The sequence below is a fragment of the Microbacterium terricola genome (assembly GCF_027943945.1).
In the GTDB taxonomy this organism is placed as follows: Bacteria; Actinomycetota; Actinomycetes; order Actinomycetales; family Microbacteriaceae; genus Microbacterium; species Microbacterium terricola.
The window spans coordinates 1682006-1701351 of the sequence record NZ_AP027141.1; the positions used below are offsets into that span (position 1 = coordinate 1682006).

The following is a 19346-nucleotide window of genomic DNA, read 5'->3' on the forward strand; positions in this document are numbered from 1 at the left end:
GCGCGCGCGCAGCGGCCGGGAGAACTGGAGAGTGCGCCGCACGCCATCGGGGCGCTTTCAGGTCACACTCTAGCCGCTCGGACGCCGGTCACCTGCGCGTGTGACGGCGCGCGGTCAGCTCAGATACAGCGAGGGCGAGGCCGCGGCGTAGGCGAGGACGTCGAGCCAGAACGCCGCGATCAGCGCGAGTCCCGTGAGCATCACGAGCGTGAACGGCAGGATGCTGCGGCGCCAGGCGATGGCGAAGGCCAGCGCGAACACGACGACCGGGAAGGCGATCGGGAGGGCGAGCACGAACCATCCGTAGCCGGTGAGTCCCTGCGCACCGCCGGCCTGCTGGAGGAGGAACCCGAGGGCGGTCCACACCACGAACGCGTACAGGAGGGCGAACACCCCGGCGATCGCGGCGATCAGCCACACCGGCAGCGCGGGAGCGGGCCGGGCACCGGCGGAGGGCCCGTGGGTGCCGGCAGTGCCGTTCGCAGCGCCGCTCATGCCGCTCACAGCGCCGCCCCCGCGAGGACGAACGGCCACGGCACGAGCAGCACGGCTCCTGCGGCGAGCAGCACGAGGCGCATCCACGCGGGCTTCTCGCGGGTGAGGAGCAGCACCGTGCCGAACCACAGCGGCGCGGCCAGCACGGCCAGCCACCGCGTCACCTGGAATGCCACCGGATCGAGGAAGAGGTCGGCGATCAGCTGCAGCCGGCCCGCACCGAGCAGCCACCCGATCGTGAAGAGCGCGTAGACGCCGCCGAGCACGCCGATCGTGATCAGCGTGGCGTTGCCCATGGGGCCGGCCGCCGGGGCGACGACGGGTGCCGCGCCGACGCCGGATGAGGAGGCCGCACCCGCCGCTGCGACCGACTCAGCCCCCTTGCCGACCGCGGTGTAGCCGCTCGGCAGGTCGCTGCGGGGCGCGGCGGGCGCTGCTCCGACGTCGAGCGTCGGATCGTCGTCGCCGTCCCAGCTGAGAGCGTCGTCATCGGGGCGGGCCATCCACCCAGGCTAGCCCGCCCCGAGGACTGTGCGTTCAGCGGCCGCCGGCCCGCTCGGCGATCGACATCAGCGCGACGCACCGGGCCCACGCCCGCTCGAAGGAGTCCGCCTCCGCTCGCGCGACGCGATCCTCTGCGCACAGCCGCAGCTGCGGCCAGTTCGGCGCGGAGCGCCACACCGGCGCTCGCGTGGCGGCGGGGTGCGGCGCGGGCCCCGGCTGCCCATCCGACAGCGATGCCGGCACCGCCACGCCCGCCACGGCGGGCAGCGCCAGCACGAGGCCGAGCGCCACTCGCCGCAGCGATGAACGCGTGCCCATCGGTCAGCCCCGCGGGAGCACGGGAACCGGCGTCGCCCGCCGGTGCGCGTGCACGCGCAGCCAGGTGCCGAAGCGCACCCGCGCAGACACCCGCGGCGGGTCAGGCGCGATCGTGACCCCTCGCTCCGCCTGGCTGCGCTGCCGCGCTCGATCACGGACGAGGTCGAGTGTGCGGCGCTCCGCCTGCGCGTACGCGACGGAGCTCATGTATGAATCCATGTCCTGTCTCCTGACGTGTGGTCGTCGATGATGACGCTGAGTCCACGGTCCCGCTCGGCGGTACCCGTCCCCTGCCCGACCGGTACCCATCCGGTACCCATCGCACCCGCCATGCGTTGACGCGCGCGGACGGCGGCTCCACACTGACCCCATGACCGTCAGGGTCCTGGGGCCGCTCGACACCGGCGCACCGCAGCTCAGCCCGCGCGAGCGCACGATCCTCAGCGCCCTCCTCGTCCGGCTCGGCTCGTCCGTCGCACCCGATGAGCTCGCTGACGCCTGCTGGGGCGCGGACGTGCCGGCGACCTGGCCGCAGCAGGTCAAGAAGTCGATCTCGACGATTCGCGCACGGCTCGGCCACGAGGCCGTGCAGACCAGAGGATCGGAGTACGCCGCCGGGATCGACCCGGAGGCCATCGACGCCGTGCGGTTCGAGCGCCTCGTGTCCACGGCTCGGCAGCACGCGCTGCACGGCGACGTCGATCGTGCCGTCGATGCCTATCAGCGCGCGCTCGGCCTGTGGCGCGGGTCGCCCTATCCGGATGTGGCGTCATGGGAACCGGGCGTCGTCGAGGCGCTGCGACTGGCCGACATCCGCGACAGCGTCGAAGAGGAGCTCCTCGACGCCCGGCTGCGCTCCGGCGAGCAGCGCGCCGTCATTCCGACCGCGGAGCGCCTCGTCCGCGAGAACCCGCTTCGTGAGGACCGCTGGGCGATCCTCGCCCTGGCCAACTACCGCGCCGGCCGCCAGGCCGAGGCTCTCGCGACGGTGCGTGCGGCGCGGGAGCGTCTGCTCGACGAGCTCGGCATCGAGCCGGGTGCGCGCCTGCGCGACCTCGAGACGGGGATGCTGCGGCAGGACCCCGCGCTGCTGCCCGCGCAGGAGCTGCTGTCGACGAGCCCGGACTGCCCTTACCCGGGCCTCGCCGCGTTCGGCCCCGACGACGCCGACCTCTTCTTCGGACGCGAGCCCGACATCGAGGCGATCATCGAGCGTGTGCGCCCCGGCGCGATCGTCACCGTCTCCGGACCGTCGGGGTCCGGCAAGTCGTCGCTCGTGCTCGCCGGGGTCGTCCCGCGGCTCGAGGCGCCGCAGCGCACCATCCGGATCATCCATCCGAGCGGTGGCGGCGCCGCGGCGGTCCGCGACGCGGCCGCGCACGGTGCGACGGTGCTCGTCATCGACCAGGCGGAGGAGCTGGTGCACGCTCCCGCGGACGAGATCGCCGAATTCTGCGCACGCGTGGCAGCGTTCCTCGAGGAGGGGGGCGCGGTGATCGTCACCGTGCGCTCCGACTTCCTGGATCGCGCGACCGGACTCCCCGGTGTCGGTGTGGCGCTCGGCCGAGGCGTCTACGCCCTCGCGCCCCTCACCGCCGACGCCCTGCGCGAGGCCGTAGAGGGACCGGCCAGGCGCGCGAGACTGCGTCTGGAGCCCGGCCTGGTCGAGCTGGTGCTGCGCGACGCGGCTGATCGCGCCACCACCCTCCCGCACGTCTCCCACGCGCTGCGGGAGACGTGGTCGCGGCGCGAGGGCTCGACACTCACCGTCGACGGATACGAGACCGCCGGCGGCATCGCAGGGGCGATCGCCCAGTCCGCCGACACCCTCTACCGCTCCCTCGATGCCGCAGATCAGGAACTGTGCCGAGCCCTCATGATGAGGCTGGTCGAACGAGAGCCCGGCGGGGCGGCCCTGCGCCGACGCGTGGCCGCGGCTCCGCTCGTGGCGGATCCGGACCGACGGCGGATCATCGAGCGACTCGTGGATGCACGGCTCATCGCGGCAGACGGAGATGCCATCGTCATCGCACATGAGGCGGTCGCCACGGCGTGGCCGCGGCTGGACGGCTGGCTCGCCGACGACGCAGAGGGAGGACGCCTCCTGCGCGCGCTCGAGTCCGCAGTCCAGACATGGGAGGCGGACGGGCGACCGGATGACGGGCTGCTGCGCGGCGCGCGGCTGCACGCGACGATGGAGTGGCGGGACGCCGCCTCCCCCGACCTCACCGAGGCTGAGACCGCGTACCTCGCCGCCTCAGCCACGCGGGAGCAGGATGACGTGCGTGAGCTGGAACTGCGGGCGGCCGCGCAGCGCACACAGAACCGCCGACTGCGCTGGGCGCTCGCGGTGGCCGCGGTCCTGCTCGTCGTGGCACTCGTCTCCGGGGGCGTGGCAGCCGTCCAGGGTCGCGTGGCCGCTGCGGCGGCCGAAGACTCCCTCATCGAAGCGGTGACCGCGAAATCGCGGGCGCTGCAGGACACCGCACGCGACGTCGGAGCGCTGCTCGCGGCGGAGGCGTATCGCCGCTGGCCGGACGACCCGCGCACCCAGGCGGCACTGATGTCCACGATGACCGCCGCCGGAGGCGTCGAAGCCGTGACGTATCTCGACGATGCGGAGTGGCGCAGCGGCATGTACCCGATTCCCGGCACGGACGAGGTCGTCGCCGCGAGGGGGACCACGGTGCGCATCAACGATCTGCGCACCGGGGAGGTGCTGCGCGTCCTCGAGACGAGCATGGCGCCGAGCGACCAGCTCTTCCGCCCATGGGTGCGCGTGAGCGCCGACGGGAGCACGATCGCCGTTCTCCAGCACTTCTGGGGCGAAGGCACGGCGATCGAGGACGACCGTGAGAAGGTCTACTTCTTCGACGCGTCCAGTGGCGGGCTCATCGGCTCCCCCGTCGATGTCGCCGTCGGCGCCGAGACGTTCGCGCTGAGCAGCGACGGCCGGTTCGCCACGTGGGCGTTCCCCGGCACCGTGGTGGTCGTGGAACGTGACACCGGGATCGTCCGCTCGACGGATGCGTTCGCCCCGGAGCGCAGCGCGCTCGGGGCGCACGCCACATCGACCTTCACGGCAGATGATTCCCTGCTCTTCGGCAACGCCGACGGTGACGTGTGGACACTGGACCCGGTCACGCTGCGCGCGGACGCACACGTGAAGCTCCCCGCGGGCTATGTGCAGTGGGCGCTGGTCGCGACGGCCGACGGCACGGTCTTCGCACTCGGGGATCTCGGCATCCTCGCGTTCGACCGCGACGGTCGCGAGCTCTGGCGGCACGTGTTCGAACGGGACGGCGAATGCAGCCGCATCACGGCGTCGTCCGCATCGCAGGTCGCGGTCTGCGGAGACGAGACCGGGGCGGTGCGCGTGCGCAGCCTCACCTCGGGCGAGACACTCATCCCCGACATGAATTACCAGCTCGGCGCCGGGGGCGATCTCGCCATGACCGAGGACGGCCGTCAGGTCCTCCTGATGAGCGCCACCGCACCGGCGGTGGGCGTCGTCAGGGTCGACGGGGCCGGCCCTGCCAGCGAACGGATAGCCGCGGGCTGGACGCCCGACGGCGGCTTCTCCCCCGACGGGAGCCAGATCTTCGTCGAGAACATGGGCAACTACAGCGAGGCAGCCGACGCGCCGACGTTCGCGGTGTGGGACGTCGCATCCGACCGGCCGACCTTCCGCGTCCCCGAGGACGTCACGGACAGCTATGACGGCTTCCTCGGCGGCGGACGCTGGCTGGACGAGCAGACGCTCCTCACGTGGGAGGTCACCGTCGACGACGATGGGACGGAGCAGTACTCGGCCCGCGTGATCGACCTGACCACCGGTCGGTTCATCGACTCGGCGATCCCCGACGACACGTGGGAGGTCTTCGACTCGAACGTGCCCGACCGCGTTCTGGTGGCGACCGAGGACACGCTGCGCGCCGAGGCGATCGACTCCGCCACCCTGGCCGTTGCCGGGACCTCCGTGCCGATCACCACGAGGGACGATCACATCAGCGACACCGCTGACGGCACCCGCCTCGTCCGCACGATCTATGACTCCGGGCCTGATCGCTGGCAGACGGACATCCTCGACACCGAGACCGGTGAGGTGCTGGCGAGCGGTCTGCCGACGGTGGACGTCACCCGTGTGCTCCCGGACGGTCAGATCCTCGGCGCCGACGAGTCGTCGATCGCCCGCTACAGCGGCGACGACCTCAGCCGCATCTCCACGCTGCCCGTCGAGCTGGCATGGATCTGGCAGATGGACGTGAGCGCGGACGCCGACATCCTGCTCGCGCAGGGACAGTCCGACACGAACGTCGCGCTCGTCGACCTCGACGACAACCTGCCGCTCGGCGACCCGCTCCCCAACGCGGGACCGGGGCGAGCCGTGCTCGCGGCAGACGGCTCGGTGTTCGCGGTACCAGGACCCTCCGGGGTCGTGCTGTGGACGCTCGACCCGCAGGAGCACGCAGAGGCGGCCTGCCGGCTCGCCGGTCGCGACCTCACCGCCGACGAGTGGCAGACCTACCTCAGCGACCTCGGGCCGCAGCATCCGATCTGTCCCGGCACATGACAGACCCGCCCGCCGGCACCCCGGGTGGGGGCGACGACGGGCGGGCGGGAGCCGTGCCGGATCGGACGGCGGCTTGTCAGGTCAGCGCGCTGCCGAACCCTCGGTGTAGTCGGCGTCCTGCTGCTTCCAGGCGAACAGGGCACGCAGCTCGCGGCCGACCTCTTCGATCGGGTGCTGTGCGGCCTTCTCACGCAGGGCGTAGAACTCCGGCGCACCGGCGTCCTGGTCGCCGATGAAGCGCTCGGCGAAGGCACCCGACTGGATGTCGCCGAGGACGGCCTGCATGTTCTCCTTGACGCGCGGGTCGATGACCCGGGGACCGGAGACGTAGTCGCCGTACTCCGCCGTGTCGGAGACCGACCAGCGCTGCTTGGCGATGCCGCCCTCCCACATCAGGTCGACGATGAGCTTGAGCTCGTGCAGCACCTCGAAGTACGCGATCTGCGGCTGGTAGCCGGCCTCGGTCAGCGTCTCGAAGCCGTACTGGACGAGCTGCGAGACACCACCGCAGAGCACGGCCTGCTCGCCGAACAGGTCGGTCTCGGTCTCCTCGGTGAACGTCGTCTTGATGACGCCGGCGCGGGTGCCGCCGATCGCCTTCGCGTACGACAGCGCCGTCGCCCATGCGCTGCCGGAGGCGTCGCGCTCGACGGCGATGATGTCGGGGATGCCGCGGCCGGCGACGAACTCGCGGCGCACCGTGTGACCGGGCGCCTTCGGGGCGATCAGGATCACGTCGACGCCTTCGGGGGCGTCGATGTAGCCGAAGCGGATGTTGAAGCCGTGCGCGAACGCCAGGGTCTTGCCGGCCGACAGGTTCGGCAGGATCGACTCGCTGTAGATCGAGCGCTGGTGCTGGTCGGGCGCGAGGATCATGATGAGGTCGGCCCAGGCGGTCGCGTCGGCGACCGACTTGACCGCGAAGCCCTCCTCCTCGGCCTTGGGCGCGGACTTCGAGCCGTCCTTCAGCGCGATGACGACCTCGACACCCGAGTCGCGGAGGTTCTGCGCGTGCGCGTGCCCCTGCGAGCCGTAGCCGACGATCGCGACCTTCTTGCCCTGGACGATCGACAGGTCAGCGTCGCTGTCGTAGAAGATTTCAGCCACTTCGTGTTTCTCCTTGTTTGTGGTTCTTGGGTCAGCCGCGCAGGACGCGCTCGGTGATGGACTTGCCGCCGCGGCCGATGGCGAGCAGGCCCGACTGGGCGAGCTCCTTGATGCCGAACGGCTCGAGCGCCCGCAGGAACGCCTCGGCCTTGCCCTGGTCTCCGGTCACCTCGACGACGAGCGCGTCAGGCGCGTAGTCGACGATCGAACCGCGGAAGAGGTTCACGACCTCCAGCACGTTCGAGCGGGTGGCGTTGTCGGCGCGCACCTTCACGAGCATGTGCTCGCGCTGCACCGAGGCGACCGGGTCGAGCTCGACGATCTTGATGACGTTGACGAGCTTGTTCAGCTGCTTCGTCACCTGCTCGAGCGGCAGCTCCTCGACGTCGACGACGACAGTGATGCGCGAGAGCCCCGGCACCTCGGTCACGCCCACGGCGAGGGAGTTGATGTTGAAGCCGCGGCGGGCGAACAGCCCCGCGACGCGGGTGAGCAGACCGGGCTTGTCCTCCACGAGGAGGCTCAGCACGTGAGTGGACATGGTCAGGCCTCCTCGTCGAACGTCGGCGCGTGATCGCGCGCGTACTGGACATAGCTGTTGCTGACGCCCTGCGGCACCATCGGCCACACCATCGCGTCGGCGCTCACGACGAAGTCGATCACCACGGGCCGGTCGTTGGTCTCGAGTGCGGTCTGGATCGCCGCATCCACGTCCTCCTCCTTCTCCACGCGGATCGCGAGGCAGCCGTACGCCTCGGCGAGCTTCACGAAGTCGGGGATGCGGACGGTGCCGTGACCGGTGTTGAGGTTGGTGTGCGAGTAGCGGCCGTCGTAGAACAGCGTCTGCCACTGCCGCACCATGCCCAGCGACGAGTTGTTGATGATCGCGACCTTGATCGGGATGTTGTTGATCGCGCAGGTGGCGAGCTCCTGATTGGTCATCTGGAAGCAGCCGTCGCCGTCGATCGCCCACACGTGCCGGTCAGGCTCCGCCACCTTCGCGCCCATCGCGGCGGGCACCGAGTACCCCATGGTTCCGGCGCCGCCGGAGTTCAGCCAGGCGTTGGGACGCTCGTACTTGATGAACTGCGCGGCCCACATCTGGTGCTGGCCGACACCCGCGGCGTAGATGCCCTCGGGACCGGTGAGCTCGCCGATGCGCTGGATCACGTACTGCGGCGACATCAGCCCGTCTGTGGGCTGGGTGTAGCCGAGCGGGAACTCGTCGCGGAGTCCGTCGAGGAACGACCACCACTCGGCGATGTCGGGCTTCACCGACTCGACCGCAGAGTGGTAGGCGCCGGCGAGGTCGACGAGGACGTCCTTCAGGTCGCCCACGATGGGCACGTCGGCCGTGCGGATCTTGGAGATCTCGGCCGGGTCGATGTCGACGTGCACGACCTTGGCGTTCGGCGCGAACAACGCGGCCTTGCCCGTGACGCGGTCGTCGAAACGGGCGCCGAGCGAGATCAGCAGGTCGGCCTCCTGCAGCGCGAGCACCGCGGGGACGGTGCCGTGCATGCCCGGCATGCCGAGGTGCTGCTGGTGCGAGTCGGGGAACGCGCCGCGGGCCATCAGCGTCGTGACGACCGGTGCGCCGGTCGCCTCGGCCAGCGCGAGAAGCTCGGCCGACGCCTGCGCGCGGATCACGCCGCCGCCGACGTACAGCACCGGCTTCGCCGACTCGGCGAGCAGCTGGGCCGCCGCCTGGATCTGCTTGCCGTGCGCCTTCGTGACGGGGCGGTAGCCGGGCAGGTCGATCTTGGGCGGCCAGACGAACGCGGCCTCGGCCTGCTGGGCGTCCTTCGTGATGTCCACGAGCACGGGGCCCGGTCGGCCGGTGCCCGCGATCTCGAAGGCCGCGGCGATGGCGCCGGGGATGTCCTCGGCGCGCTTCACCAGGAACGAGTGCTTCGTGATCGGCATCGTGATGCCGACGATGTCGGCCTCCTGGAACGCGTCGGTGCCCATCAGGTTCGAGAACACCTGGCCGGTGATGCAGACGATCGGCACCGAGTCCATGTAGGCGTCGGCGATCGCGGTCACGAGGTTGGTCGCCCCGGGGCCGGAGGTCGCGATGGCGACCCCGATCTTGTTCGACGCGGACGCGTAGCCCTCCGCGGCGTGGCCGGCGCCCTGTTCGTGGCGCACCAGGATGTGACGCAGGTCGGTGCTGTCCATCAGCGGGTCGTACACCGGCAGGATGGCGCCGCCCGGCAGCCCGAAGACGTCGGTGACGCCGAGCAGCTCGAGCGAGCGGACGACCGCCTGCGCACCCGTGAGCACGGGCGCTGCGGCGGTGCGGGCGGGAGGCCGTGGAACGGCCGTCGCGGATTCGGCGGGCATGGTGATGCTCCTCACAGATCAGTCGAGAAGATGTCGAGCCTTCTACCCGGTGACCGCGCCCTCCGCAGCGGAGCGCACGAGCTTCGAGTATTTGGCCAGGACGCCACGGGTATAGCGCGGGGGAAGCGGCTCCCAGCCTTCACGGCGGGAGACAAGCTCAGCGTCGTCGACGAGTAGGTCGAGAGTGCGAGCCGCGATATCGACCCGTATGAGATCACCATCGCGCACGAATGCAATCGGACCTGCGTCCGCTGCTTCGGGTGCTATGTGGCCGATGCACAGGCCGGTTGTGCCGCCTGAGAATCTGCCGTCCGTCAAGAGTAGTACATCTTTTCCGAGGCCCGCGCCCTTGATGGCGGCGGTGATCGCGAGCATCTCACGCATTCCGGGGCCGCCCTTGGGGCCTTCGTAGCGGATCACCACGACGTCGCCGGCGTTGATCTGCCCGGCCTCGAGGGCGTCCATCGCGCCACGCTCGCGCTCGAAGACACGGGCGGGACCCTCGAACACGTTCCCGTCGAAGCCCGCCGACTTCACGACCGCGCCCTCCGGGGCGATCGAACCGTGCAGGATCGTGATGCCGCCGGTCGCGTGGATCGGGTCGTCGAAGCGGTGGATGACGTCGCCGTCGACCGGGTCGGGGTTCAGGTCGCGCAGGTTCTCGGCGAGCGTCTTGCCGGTCACGGTGAGCGCGTCGCCGTGCAGCAGGCCCTCGTCGAGCATGGCCTTCATGATGACGGGGATGCCGCCGTGGCGGTCGACGTCGTTCATGACGTACTTGCCGAACGGCTTCATGTCGGCCACGTGCGGCACCTTGTCGCCGATGCGGTTGAAGTCGTGCAGGTTGAGCTCGACTTCGGCCTCGTTCGCGATCGCCAGCAGGTGCAGGACGACGTTGGTCGAGCCGCCGAGGGCCATCGCGAGGGCGATCGCGTTCTCGAACGCCTCGGGCGTGAGGATGTCGCGCGTGGTGATGCCCTGCTTCAGAAGGTTGACGACGGCTTCGCCCGACCGGTGCGCGTAGTAGTCGCGGCGCCGGTCCGCCGAGGGCGGCGCGGCGGAGCCGGGCAGGCTGAGCCCGAGCGCCTCGGCCACCGAGGCCATCGTGTTGGCGGTGTACATGCCGCCGCAGGCGCCCTCACCGGGCGCGATGGCGCACTCGATGCGCTTGAGGTCGGCTTCGCTCATCTTGCCCGCGAGGCATGCGCCGACGGCCTCGAACGAGTCGATGATCGTGACGTCCTTCTCCGTGCCGTCGCTGAGCTTGACCCAGCCGGGCGCGATGGAGCCCGCGTACAGGAACACGCTCGAGAGGTCGAGTCGGGCCGAGGCCATCAGCATCCCGGGGATCGACTTGTCGCAGCCCGCGAGCAGTACCGAGCCGTCGAGGCGCTCGGCCATCATGACCGTCTCGACCGAGTCGGCGATGACCTCGCGCGAGACCAGTGAGAAGTGCATGCCCTCGTGGCCCATCGAGATGCCGTCCGACACCGAGATGGTGCCGAACTGCAGCGGGTAGCCGCCGCCGGCGTGGACGCCCTCCTTGGCTCCCTGGGCGAGCCGGTCGAGGCTCAGGTTGCACGGCGTGATCTCGTTCCAGCTCGACGCGATGCCGATCTGGGGCTTGTCCCAATCCTCGTCGCCCATACCGACCGCGCGGAGCATTCCGCGTGACGTGGTGGCCTCGATGCCGTCCGTGACGACGCGGCTGCGGGGCTTGATGTCGATCGAAGACGGGGTGGATGCTGCGGCTTCAGGCATTCTCGCAGTCTATTCCCGCGCGGCACCCCGCAGTTCCGCGAGCCGCTCGAGCAGCGCCGCGAATGCGGAGATGTCGGTGACGCGGATGGCGGCCGACGTGTCGCCGGCCCCGACCCGCACCCCGAGGTCGTCGGCGTCGAGCCCGGCGATCGCGTCCTCGTCGGTGACGTCGTCGCCGGCGAACAGCACGGCGGTCGCCTCTGTGCGTTCGCGCAGCGCGGCGACGGCGGTGTCCTTGCCCTCTTGGCGGAAGGCGTACTCGACGATGTTGTGCCCGGTGCGCCGCCGCCAGCCCGCGGCCTCCGCGGCGACGAGCCCGTCGATCGCCTCCCGCGCCGCCGCGGCGTCCTCGGGGCTCGACAGTCGCGTGTGCACGCCGAACCCGAAGGTCTTCGGCTCGATCCACACACCGTCGAACGCCGCCGCCGTCTGTTCGGCATGGGCGCGAAGGGTGTCGCGCAGCTCGCGCTCGTCGGCGTCGTCATCCGGCTCGATGGCGCCCGCGCCCGGGGTCCAGTACTCCGCCCCATGGGAGCCGGCGAGCAGCAGCGGGGAGTCGTCGGCGTGCTCCGCGATCTCACGCAGGTCGTGCAGGCTCCGGCCGGAGACGAGCGCGACGGTCGTCGCGGGCGCCGCGATGAGCGCGTCCAGGGCGGCCCGCGCCTCCGGCGCCATGCGCGCCTGCATCGGATCGTCCACGAGGGGTGACAGCGTGCCGTCGAAGTCGAGGGCCACCAGCAGCCGTTCTGCCGCGGCGATCCGGCGGAGCTCGGCCTCGGCCTCGTCGGGCTGCTGCGCGGCGTCGATCGTCATGCGGATCCCTTCGTCGTGCCCTTCGCGTCGGTCCGCCTGCTGCGCACGGAGGCGAGGGCGGACAGGAACGACCGCGACCACGCGTCGACGTCGTTCTCGATGACCTTCCTGCGCAGCGCCCGCATCCGGCGACCCTGCTCGGCGCCCGGCATCTCGATCGCCCGCATGATCGTGTTCTTGAGCGCGCCGATGTCGTGCGGGTTGATGCGCAGCGCCATGCCGAGTTCGTCGGCCGCGCCGGCGAACTCGCTCAGCACCAGGGTCCCGCGGTTGTCGATGCGCGCGGCGACGTACTCCTTGGCGACGAGGTTCATGCCGTCGCGCAGGGCGGTGACGAGCATGACGTCGGCAGCGAGGTACAGCGCCACCATCTCCTCGCGGGGGTACCCCTGGTGCAGGTAGCGGATCGCGGTGTGCCCCATGGTGTCGTAGTCGCCGTTGATGCGGCCCACCGTCAGCTCGATCTCGTCGCGCAGCTGCATGTACGCGTCGACCCGCTCACGGCTCGGGCTCGCGACCTGCACGAGGGTGACGTCCTCGACGTTGATGCGACCGTCCTGCAGAAGCTCGCCGAACGCCTTCATACGATGGCGGATGCCCTTCGTGTAGTCGAGCCGGTCGACGCCGAGCAGGATCTTCTTCGGGTTGCCGAGGCTCTCGCGGATCTCGAGCGCCCTCGCCTGCACATCGGGACGCTGCGCCAGCTCGATGTACGCGTCGGCGTCGATCGAGATCGGGAAGGCCTTGGCGAGGGCGACGCGGGTGGTGCCGTCGGCCTGCGGCACCGAGATGCCGGAGGCTCTGGTCTCGTAGTGGAACAGGCGCCGGATCGACCGCGTGAAGTTGCCGGCGTCGGCGACGCGCTGGAAGCCGATGACGTCGGCGCCCATCAGGCCCTCCAGCACCTGCCGGCGCCACGGGAGCTGCGAGTACAGCCCGTATGCCGGGAAGGGAATGTGGTGGAAGTATCCGATCGTGAGATCGGGACGCAGCTCTCGGAGCATCTGCGGGACGAGCTGCAGCTGGTAGTCCTGCACCCAGACCGTCCCCCCGTCGGAGACGGCGGTGGCCGCGGCCTCGGCGAAACGGCGGTTGACGGCGACGTACGCCTCCCACCACACTCGCCGATACCGCGGCGGCGAGATCACGTCGTGGTACAGCGGCCAGAACGTGTCGTTGGACATGCCCTCGTAGTAGAGCTCGATGTCCTCGGCGCTCAGCGGGACGGGGACCAGCAGCATCCCGTCGAACTCGAACGGCTCGATGTCGAGGTCGGGCTGGCCCGCCCAGCCGACCCATGCGCCGTCGGCACGTTGCATGACGGGCTCGAGCGCGGCCACGAGTCCACCGGGCGAACGGTTCCACTCCCCGTCCGCACCGCGATCCACGGGGAGGCGGTTGGCGACGACGACGAACTCAGCTGTGGACACGATGCTCCCGGTTTCGGATGTGACCTCCCAGGCTATCCCTGAGCCGATAGCGTTGTCTTATGCGCGAATACGTCTTCGGCACCGGCCTGATCGGCGCGGCCACCAGCGGCATGACCCTGTTGCGCTCCCTGCGCGCGCAGGAGCCGTTCACCTGGCGGACGGTTCTCGCGTGGGTGAGCTGGGGCATCACGGTCGCGCTCGTCGTCGGCGCGGTCATCGACACGCGCGATGCGAAGCGCGGCCGGATCGTGTCGGGCGACTCCCCCGTCTCCGGCAGGGAGCAGAAGCTGCTGAAGAAGCGCCTGCGCCGCTAGAGCCCGATCTCGTAGTGGATGAAGCCGGTGCGCTCAGCCACCCGGTCGTAGAGCGCGCGGGCCGTGGTGTTGGTCTCGGCGGTCAGCCAGTACACCTTCGCGCAGCCCTGCTCGCGCGCCCACCGCTCCACGTGCGAGATGAGCGCGCGGCCCGTCCCCGACCCGCGGGCCTCCGGGGCGACGAAGAGGTCCTCGAGGTAGCAGTACGTCGTCGTCGTCCACGTGGCCGTGTGGGTGAGCCAGTTCACGAATCCGATCGCCGCACCCGTCTCGTCGCGGGCGATCGCGCCGTGCAGCCCGTCGCCCGCCACGAGGCGCCGGAATGTGGAGTCGGTGACCTCGTCGGCCACGGTCGATTCGTAGAACCGGATGTACGCGTGCCAGAGGGGCAGCCACTCGTCCCGGTCGGCTGCGGCGAGAGCGTCGATGGTCGTCACGCGCTCACGCTACCCCTCAGCGGGTCAGGATGAGGGCGTCGCCTTGACCGCCTCCGCCGCACAGCGCCACTGCGGCGGTCCCCCCGCCCCGGCGCACCAGTTCGTGCACGGCGTGCACGACGAGCCGGTTGCCGGAGGCGCCGATCGGGTGGCCGATCGCGATGCCGCCGCCGTGGATGTTGACGACGTCGTCGCCCAGTCCGAGCTCGGCCTGAGAGCGCGCCACGACCGCGCCGAACGCCTCGTTGATCTCGACGAGATCGAGATCGGATGCGGTGATGCCCTGCTTCCCGAGAGCCTTCTCGATCGCGCGCGCCGGCTGCGCGTGCAGCGAGTTGTCCGGCCCGGCGACCTGGCCGGAGGCGCCCACGACAGCGAGCACGGGCCAGCCCGCCTCGTCGGCATGCGCGCGCGTGGTCAGCACCACCGCCGAGGCGCCGTCGGAGATCTGTGACGAGTTGCCCGCCGTGATCGTGCCGCCCTCGGCGAACGCGGGCCGGAGCCCGGCGAGCGTCTCCGCGGTGGTGCCGGGGCGGATCCCCTCGTCTGCGGTCACGACGACCGCGGGGCCCTTCCGCTGGGGGATCTCGACGGGCACGATCTCGGCGTCGAAGACGCCGTCCGCCTGCGCCGCGGCGGCCCGCTGGTGAGAGCGGGCGGCGACAGCATCCTGCGCCTCCCTCGTCACCTCGTAGCTCGCGTTGAGGCGCTCTGTCGACGCGCCCATGCTCTCGCGGTCGAATGCATCGGTGAGGCCGTCGTAGGCCATGTGATCGAGCACCTCGACTGAGCCGTAGGCCCATCCGTCGCGCGAACCCGTCAGCAGGTGCGGCGACCGGGTCATCGACTCCATGCCCGCTGCCACGACCACCGTCGCGTCGCCGAGGCGCAGCATCCTCGCCCCGTCGATGATGGCGGTGAGGCCGGACAGGCACACCTTGTTGACCGAGCCGGCGTGCACGTCCCAGCCGATTCCCGCGCCGATCGCGGCCTGGCGAGCGGGGTTCTGACCAGCGCCGGCCGGAAGCACCTGCCCGACGAGCACTGCATCGACGGCGGATGCGGGGATCCCGGCCTTCTCCAGCGCTCCGCGGATCGCGATCGAGCCGAGTGCCGTTGCCGGCAGAGCGGCGAGCTGTCCCTTGAGTCGCCCCTGCGGCGTGCGCGCGGCAGCGACGATGACGACGTCGTCGTGGTTCATGATCCGATTCTCCCTGTCTCCACGCGCAGCGGGGGCTCCGTCGCCGCGACGACCTCCTCGACGGTCACCCCTGGCGCCGTCTCGACGAGGACGAGCCCGTCCTCGGTGACGTCGATGACGGCCAGGTCGGTGATGATCCGGTCGACCACGCCCCGTCCGGTCAGGGGCAGCGAGCAGTCGTTCACGATCTTGGCCGAGCCGTCGCGGGCTACGTGCTCCATCAGCACGATGACCTTCGCCGCGCCGTGGACGAGGTCCATGGCTCCGCCCGGTCCCTTGACCATCTTCCCGGGGATCATCCAGTTCGCCAGGTCGCCGGTCGCCGACACCTGCATGGCACCGAGGATCGCCGCGTCGATCTTGCCGCCGCGGATCATCCCGAAGCTGGTGGCCGAATCGAAGTACGCCGCGCCCGGCAGCACGGTGACGGTCTCCTTCCCGGCGTTGATGAGATCGGGATCGACGTTCTCCTCGGTGGGGTACGGCCCGACGCCGAGGATGCCGTTCTCCGACTGCAGCACGACCGTCACACCGTCGGGGACGTGGTTCGGCACGAGCGTGGGCAGACCGATGCCGAGGTTCACGTACGCGCCGTCGGCGAGTTCGAGCGCCGCGCGCGCGGCCATCTCGCTGCGGGTCAGGGTCATGGTCATGCTCCTTCGGGGATGTCGCGGCTCGCGGCGTCGGCGACGTCCGCACCCTGAGCCTGTCGAAGGGTGCGCCGTTCGATCCGCTTCTCTATCGCGGTGCCGACCTCGACGATCCGGTGCACGTAGATGCCCGGCAGGTGGATGGTGTCGGGGTCGAGCTCGCCGGGCTCCACCAGCTCCTCGACCTGGACGATGCACACCCGGCCGGCCATCGCCGCGAGCGGGTTGAAGTTGCGGGCCGCCTTGTTGAACACGAGGTTGCCGTGGCGATCGGCGCGCAGCGCGTGCACGAGCGCGAAGTCGGTCACGATCGCCTCCTCCAGCACGTACTCGCGCGCGGCGCCGGCGACGTCGAAGGTGCGGACGTCCTTGGCGGGCGAGGCGACGGCGATCGCACCGGTGCCGTCGTAGCGTCGGGGCAGCCCGCCTTCGGCGACCTGGGTGCCCACACCGGTCTGCGTGTAGAACGCGGCGATGCCCGAGCCGCCGGCGCGGAGCTTCTCGGCGAGGGTCCCCTGCGGCGTCAGCTCGAGCTCGAGCTCGCCGGAGAGGAACTGGCGTTCGAACTCCTTGTTCTCGCCTACGTAGGAGGACGTCATCTTGCGGATGCGGTGCGCGTTCAGCAGGACGCCGAGGCCCCAGTCATCCACCCCGCAGTTGTTGCTCACGACGCTGAGATCCGTCGTGCCCTGCGCCAGCAGCGCCTCGATCAGCGCGATCGGGTTTCCGGAGAGTCCGAATCCCCCGACCGCGAGGGAGGCGCCATCGGGGATGTCGGCGACGGCCTCGGCCGCCGATGCCCAGGTCTTGTCGATCACACGTGCTCCTTCGCTCGGTCATCCCATGCTCGTGGCTCGGACGGGACGCCCGCATGCCGGCGATTGCCATGTGGATACCGAGAGCCCTAGTGTCCATATTGTGGACACCCGGTCGAACATCCCCGGCACGCAGTCGGTCGCGCGCGCCGCCCAGCTCCTCCGCCTGGTCACCTCGGCGGGCGCGGAAGGGCTCGCGGTCGCCGATCTCGCCCGACGCGCCGAGCTCACCCGACCCACGGCGCATCGGCTCCTCAGCGCGCTCCGGCACGAGGGACTCGTGGACCAGGATGAGCAGACCGGCCGCTGGATGCCCGGCCCCGAGCTCTACCTCATGGGAACGGTTGCCGCATCCCGTTACGACATCACCGGCATCGCCCGCGACATCGTCCGCTCGCTGGCCGTGCGCACCGAGGAGAGCGCGTTCCTCTCGGTGCGCCGGGGCGACGAGACCGTCTGCCTGCTGCGCGAAGAGGGCAGCTTCCCGATCCGTTCGTTCGTGCTCTCGGAGGGCGTGCGCTTCCCCCTCGGCGTCGCCTCGGCCGGGCTCGCCATCCTCGCGTTCCTGCCCCCTCACGATGTGGACGCCTACTTCGAGCGGCATCCCGACCTCGCGGACGCCTGGGGCCCCGCCCACGGCGAGAAGAGGCTCAGGTCGCGACTGCGCGACACGCAGAGCCGCGGCTACGCGCTCAACCCCGGGCTGATCGTCGAGGGCAGCTTCGGACTCGGCGCCGCGGTGTTCACGCGCGAGGGACATCCGCAGTGGGCGCTCAGCCTGACCGGCGTCCAGTTCCGGTTCGGTCCCGACCGCATCGCCGAGCTCGGACGCATCCTGCTCGCTCACGCCCACCAGCTCACGACCCGCATCGCATCGAGCCGCTGACCCGGTATGCATGCCTCGGGTATATGCTTGGGGCATGAATCGATCGGAAAGCATCGAGGAGCTCATCGTCGCCGCGCACGCGCTCACCCGCATCGCGGCACACGAGACCGGGAATGACGCCCCCGCCGCCCAGTGGCGGGTGCTCAGCCTGCTCCGCCACGACGGTCCGCTGCGCGTGGGCGAGCTGGCTGCGGCGAGCCGCGTGACCCAGCCGGGCATGACGAGGCTGGTGACGCGTCTGACCGAGAACGGCCTGGTCGAGCGCACCGGCGATCCTGCGGACTCCCGGGCTACCGTGGTCTCGATCACCGACCAGGGCGCGGATGCCTTGACGCAGTGGCGCACACAGCTGGGCCAGACGGTGAGCGCACGACTCGCCGACATCGACGAGTCCGACTGGACGGCCATCGCCCGCGTCGCCGAGCTTCTCGCCGCACGCACGGCCGTTCCCGTGGGCGCGGCCCGATGAGCGGGGCTGCGACCGCATCGATCTGGCGCCAGCCGATGCAGGTGTGGGCTGTCGCGTTCGCCTGCGTCGTCGCCTTCATGGGCATCGGGCTCGTCGACCCGATCCTCCCGGCCATCGCCGAGTCGCTCCAGGCGAGCCCCGTCGAGACCGAGCTGCTGTTCACCAGCTACCTGCTGGTCACCGGACTCGCGATGCTCATCACGAGCTACATCTCCAGCCGCATCGGCGCGAAGGCGACCCTTCTGATCGGCCTCACCCTGATCATCGCGTTCTCCCTGGCCTGCGCGCTCAGCGGCAGCGTCGACGCGGTCATCGGCTTCCGGGCAGGCTGGGGCCTCGGCAACGCCCTGTTCATCTCCACCGCCCTCGCGACCATCGTCGGCGCAGCGTCGGGCGGCAGCGGAGCGGCGATCATCCTCTACGAGGCGGCGCTCGGCATCGGCATCGCGGTGGGACCGCTCCTGGGCGGACTGCTGGGCGAAGTGAGCTGGCGGGGTCCGTTCTTCGGCGTCGCGGTCCTGATGGCGGTCGCCTTCATCGCCATCGCGGTGCTCTTGCGCACCCCCGGCGAGAAGCGCGAGCCCGTGCGCCTGTCCGCGCCCTTCCGCGCACTCGGACGTCCGGCGCTCGCCGTGCTCGCCGCCGCCGCGCTCTTCTACAACATCGGCTTCTTCGTGCTGCTCGCGTTCTCGCCCTTCCCGCTGGGCTTCGGGGCGATGGGGATCGGCTTCACGTTCTTCGGCTGGGGCGTCGCACTGGCGATCACCAGCGTGTGGGTGGCGCCGATCCTGACGCGCAGGATGCCCCGCACCGCGGTCCTGATGCTCATCCTGCCGCTGCTCGCCGTCGACCTGCTCGCCGCTGCGCTCATGGTCGACAGTCCCGCCGGGCTCGTCGTCTGCATCGTCATCGGCGGGATGCTGCTCGGCATCGTCAACACGGTGCTGACCGAATCTGTCATGGAGGCCACCGACCTGCCGCGCTCGGTCGCGTCGTCGTCTTACTCGGCCGTGCGGTTCCTCGGCGGCGCCGCCGCTCCCCCGCTCGCCGCGCTCCTCTGGCACCTGTACGGTGCAGCCGTCCCGTATTTGTGCGCCGCCGCATCCGTGCTGATCGCCACGGTGATCATCGCGCTCGGCCGCAGGGTGCTGGCACCGGTCGACGCGCGTGAGCTTCAGCCGGCGGACGAGGCCGCCGCCGTACTGGTCGGCGACGCGGCCTGACGCG

19 protein-coding genes are annotated in these 19346 nt (G+C 70.7%); 5 read left to right on the forward strand and 14 right to left on the reverse strand.

Annotated features, from left to right (window positions below; all coding sequences use genetic code 11):
* Nucleotides 1–114: 114 nt before the first annotated feature.
* The 4 genes from Microterr_RS07920 to Microterr_RS07935 are packed head-to-tail and all read right to left on the reverse strand — an operon-like array spanning nt 115 to nt 1536.
* A complete protein-coding gene (locus tag Microterr_RS07920; RefSeq protein ID WP_263798505.1) occupies nt 115–495 on the reverse strand; it encodes a bacitracin resistance protein in 381 nt (126 codons plus the stop codon).
* Nucleotides 496–500: 5 nt separating this feature from the next.
* The gene (locus Microterr_RS07925) at nt 501–998 is read right to left on the reverse strand and encodes a DNA polymerase III subunit gamma/tau (protein WP_263798504.1); all 498 of its coding nucleotides are present in this window, start codon (nt 996–998) and stop codon (nt 501–503) included.
* 34 nt (nt 999–1032) lie between these two features.
* Complete coding sequence (locus tag Microterr_RS07930; protein WP_263798503.1) at nt 1033–1317, reverse strand: hypothetical protein; 285 nt, start codon at nt 1315–1317, stop codon at nt 1033–1035.
* A gap of 3 nt (nt 1318–1320) precedes the next feature.
* On the reverse strand, nt 1321–1536 hold the full coding sequence (locus Microterr_RS07935) for a hypothetical protein (RefSeq protein WP_263798502.1): 216 nt from the start codon (nt 1534–1536) through the stop codon (nt 1321–1323).
* Nucleotides 1537–1687: 151 nt separating this feature from the next.
* Here Microterr_RS07935 and Microterr_RS07940 point away from each other — a divergent pair, with 151 nt between their 5' ends.
* Nucleotides 1688–5890, forward strand: a complete 4203-nt coding sequence (locus tag Microterr_RS07940; protein ID WP_263798501.1) for an nSTAND1 domain-containing NTPase — start codon at nt 1688–1690, stop codon at nt 5888–5890.
* An 81-nt stretch (nt 5891–5971) separates the two neighbouring features.
* Here Microterr_RS07940 and ilvC read toward each other — a convergent pair whose 3' ends face one another.
* Genes ilvC through Microterr_RS07970 form a run of 6 tightly spaced genes read right to left on the reverse strand, consistent with a single transcriptional unit; the run spans nt 5972 to nt 13347 of the window.
* Nucleotides 5972–6997, reverse strand: coding sequence for a ketol-acid reductoisomerase (ilvC, locus tag Microterr_RS07945; protein ID WP_263798500.1), 1026 nt, complete (start codon nt 6995–6997; stop codon nt 5972–5974).
* A gap of 31 nt (nt 6998–7028) precedes the next feature.
* Complete coding sequence (ilvN, locus tag Microterr_RS07950; RefSeq protein ID WP_263798499.1) at nt 7029–7538, reverse strand: acetolactate synthase small subunit; 510 nt, start codon at nt 7536–7538, stop codon at nt 7029–7031.
* 2 nt (nt 7539–7540) lie between these two features.
* Nucleotides 7541–9343, reverse strand: coding sequence for an acetolactate synthase large subunit (locus Microterr_RS07955; RefSeq protein ID WP_263798498.1), 1803 nt, complete (start codon nt 9341–9343; stop codon nt 7541–7543).
* A 42-nt stretch (nt 9344–9385) separates the two neighbouring features.
* Nucleotides 9386–11104, reverse strand: coding sequence for a dihydroxy-acid dehydratase (ilvD, locus tag Microterr_RS07960; RefSeq protein ID WP_263798497.1), 1719 nt, complete (start codon nt 11102–11104; stop codon nt 9386–9388).
* Between the two features lie 9 nt (nt 11105–11113).
* On the reverse strand, nt 11114–11917 hold the full coding sequence (gene otsB, locus Microterr_RS07965) for a trehalose-phosphatase (protein WP_263798496.1): 804 nt from the start codon (nt 11915–11917) through the stop codon (nt 11114–11116).
* Complete coding sequence (locus Microterr_RS07970; RefSeq protein WP_263798495.1) at nt 11914–13347, reverse strand: alpha,alpha-trehalose-phosphate synthase (UDP-forming); 1434 nt, start codon at nt 13345–13347, stop codon at nt 11914–11916. Before Microterr_RS07970 ends, otsB begins: the two co-directional genes overlap by 4 nt.
* A 59-nt stretch (nt 13348–13406) precedes the next feature.
* On the opposite strand from Microterr_RS07970, the gene Microterr_RS07975 reads away from it, so the two are divergent.
* Complete coding sequence (locus Microterr_RS07975; RefSeq protein WP_263798494.1) at nt 13407–13661, forward strand: cytochrome c-type biogenesis protein; 255 nt, start codon at nt 13407–13409, stop codon at nt 13659–13661.
* On the opposite strand, the gene Microterr_RS07980 is transcribed toward Microterr_RS07975, so the two are convergent.
* The 4 genes from Microterr_RS07980 to Microterr_RS07995 are packed head-to-tail and all read right to left on the reverse strand — an operon-like array spanning nt 13658 to nt 16767.
* Nucleotides 13658–14098 carry a GNAT family N-acetyltransferase gene (locus Microterr_RS07980; protein WP_263798493.1) on the reverse strand — a complete coding sequence of 147 codons (441 nt, stop codon included), beginning with the start codon at nt 14096–14098 and terminating at the stop codon, nt 13658–13660. The genes Microterr_RS07975 and Microterr_RS07980 overlap by 4 nt on opposite strands.
* A 16-nt stretch (nt 14099–14114) precedes the next feature.
* Nucleotides 14115–15299 (reverse strand): acetyl-CoA C-acetyltransferase, encoded by a 1185-nt coding sequence (locus Microterr_RS07985; RefSeq protein ID WP_263798492.1) that lies wholly within the window; start codon nt 15297–15299, stop codon nt 14115–14117.
* A complete protein-coding gene (locus Microterr_RS07990; protein ID WP_263798491.1) occupies nt 15296–15946 on the reverse strand; it encodes a CoA transferase subunit B in 651 nt (216 codons plus the stop codon). The genes Microterr_RS07985 and Microterr_RS07990 overlap by 4 nt, the downstream gene beginning before the upstream one ends.
* A 2-nt stretch (nt 15947–15948) precedes the next feature.
* Entirely contained in the window at nt 15949–16767 is an 819-nt protein-coding gene (locus Microterr_RS07995) for a CoA transferase subunit A (RefSeq protein ID WP_263798490.1), read from the reverse strand.
* A gap of 97 nt (nt 16768–16864) precedes the next feature.
* Between Microterr_RS07995 and Microterr_RS08000 the strand changes: the two genes are divergently transcribed.
* Genes Microterr_RS08000 through Microterr_RS08010 form a run of 3 tightly spaced genes read left to right on the forward strand, consistent with a single transcriptional unit; the run spans nt 16865 to nt 19342 of the window.
* Nucleotides 16865–17650 (forward strand): IclR family transcriptional regulator, encoded by a 786-nt coding sequence (locus Microterr_RS08000; RefSeq protein ID WP_404810197.1) that lies wholly within the window; start codon nt 16865–16867, stop codon nt 17648–17650.
* A gap of 34 nt (nt 17651–17684) precedes the next feature.
* Entirely contained in the window at nt 17685–18119 is a 435-nt protein-coding gene (locus tag Microterr_RS08005; protein ID WP_263798488.1) for a MarR family winged helix-turn-helix transcriptional regulator, read from the forward strand.
* The gene (locus Microterr_RS08010; protein ID WP_263798487.1) at nt 18116–19342 is read left to right on the forward strand and encodes an MFS transporter; all 1227 of its coding nucleotides are present in this window, start codon (nt 18116–18118) and stop codon (nt 19340–19342) included. Before Microterr_RS08005 ends, Microterr_RS08010 begins: the two co-directional genes overlap by 4 nt.
* The last annotated feature ends 4 nt before the right edge of the window (nt 19343–19346 follow it).

Coding starts and splice junctions, on each gene's coding strand:
- Microterr_RS07920 (WP_263798505.1), bottom strand. CDS start 495: ATGAGCGGCGCTGCGAACGGCACTGCCGGCACCCACGGGCCCTCCGCC.
- Microterr_RS07925 (WP_263798504.1), bottom strand. CDS start 998: ATGGCCCGCCCCGATGACGACGCTCTCAGCTGGGACGGCGACGACGAT.
- Microterr_RS07930 (WP_263798503.1), bottom strand. CDS start 1,317: ATGGGCACGCGTTCATCGCTGCGGCGAGTGGCGCTCGGCCTCGTGCTG.
- Microterr_RS07935 (WP_263798502.1), bottom strand. CDS start 1,536: ATGGATTCATACATGAGCTCCGTCGCGTACGCGCAGGCGGAGCGCCGC.
- Microterr_RS07940 (WP_263798501.1), top strand. CDS start 1,688: ATGACCGTCAGGGTCCTGGGGCCGCTCGACACCGGCGCACCGCAGCTC.
- ilvN (WP_263798499.1), bottom strand. CDS start 7,538: ATGTCCACTCACGTGCTGAGCCTCCTCGTGGAGGACAAGCCCGGTCTG.
- Microterr_RS07955 (WP_263798498.1), bottom strand. CDS start 9,343: ATGCCCGCCGAATCCGCGACGGCCGTTCCACGGCCTCCCGCCCGCACC.
- ilvD (WP_263798497.1), bottom strand. CDS start 11,104: ATGCCTGAAGCCGCAGCATCCACCCCGTCTTCGATCGACATCAAGCCC.
- otsB (WP_263798496.1), bottom strand. CDS start 11,917: ATGACGATCGACGCCGCGCAGCAGCCCGACGAGGCCGAGGCCGAGCTC.
- Microterr_RS07975 (WP_263798494.1), top strand. CDS start 13,407: ATGCGCGAATACGTCTTCGGCACCGGCCTGATCGGCGCGGCCACCAGC.
- Microterr_RS07985 (WP_263798492.1), bottom strand. CDS start 15,299: ATGAACCACGACGACGTCGTCATCGTCGCTGCCGCGCGCACGCCGCAG.
- Microterr_RS07990 (WP_263798491.1), bottom strand. CDS start 15,946: ATGACCCTGACCCGCAGCGAGATGGCCGCGCGCGCGGCGCTCGAACTC.
- Microterr_RS08005 (WP_263798488.1), top strand. CDS start 17,685: ATGAATCGATCGGAAAGCATCGAGGAGCTCATCGTCGCCGCGCACGCG.
- Microterr_RS08010 (WP_263798487.1), top strand. CDS start 18,116: ATGAGCGGGGCTGCGACCGCATCGATCTGGCGCCAGCCGATGCAGGTG.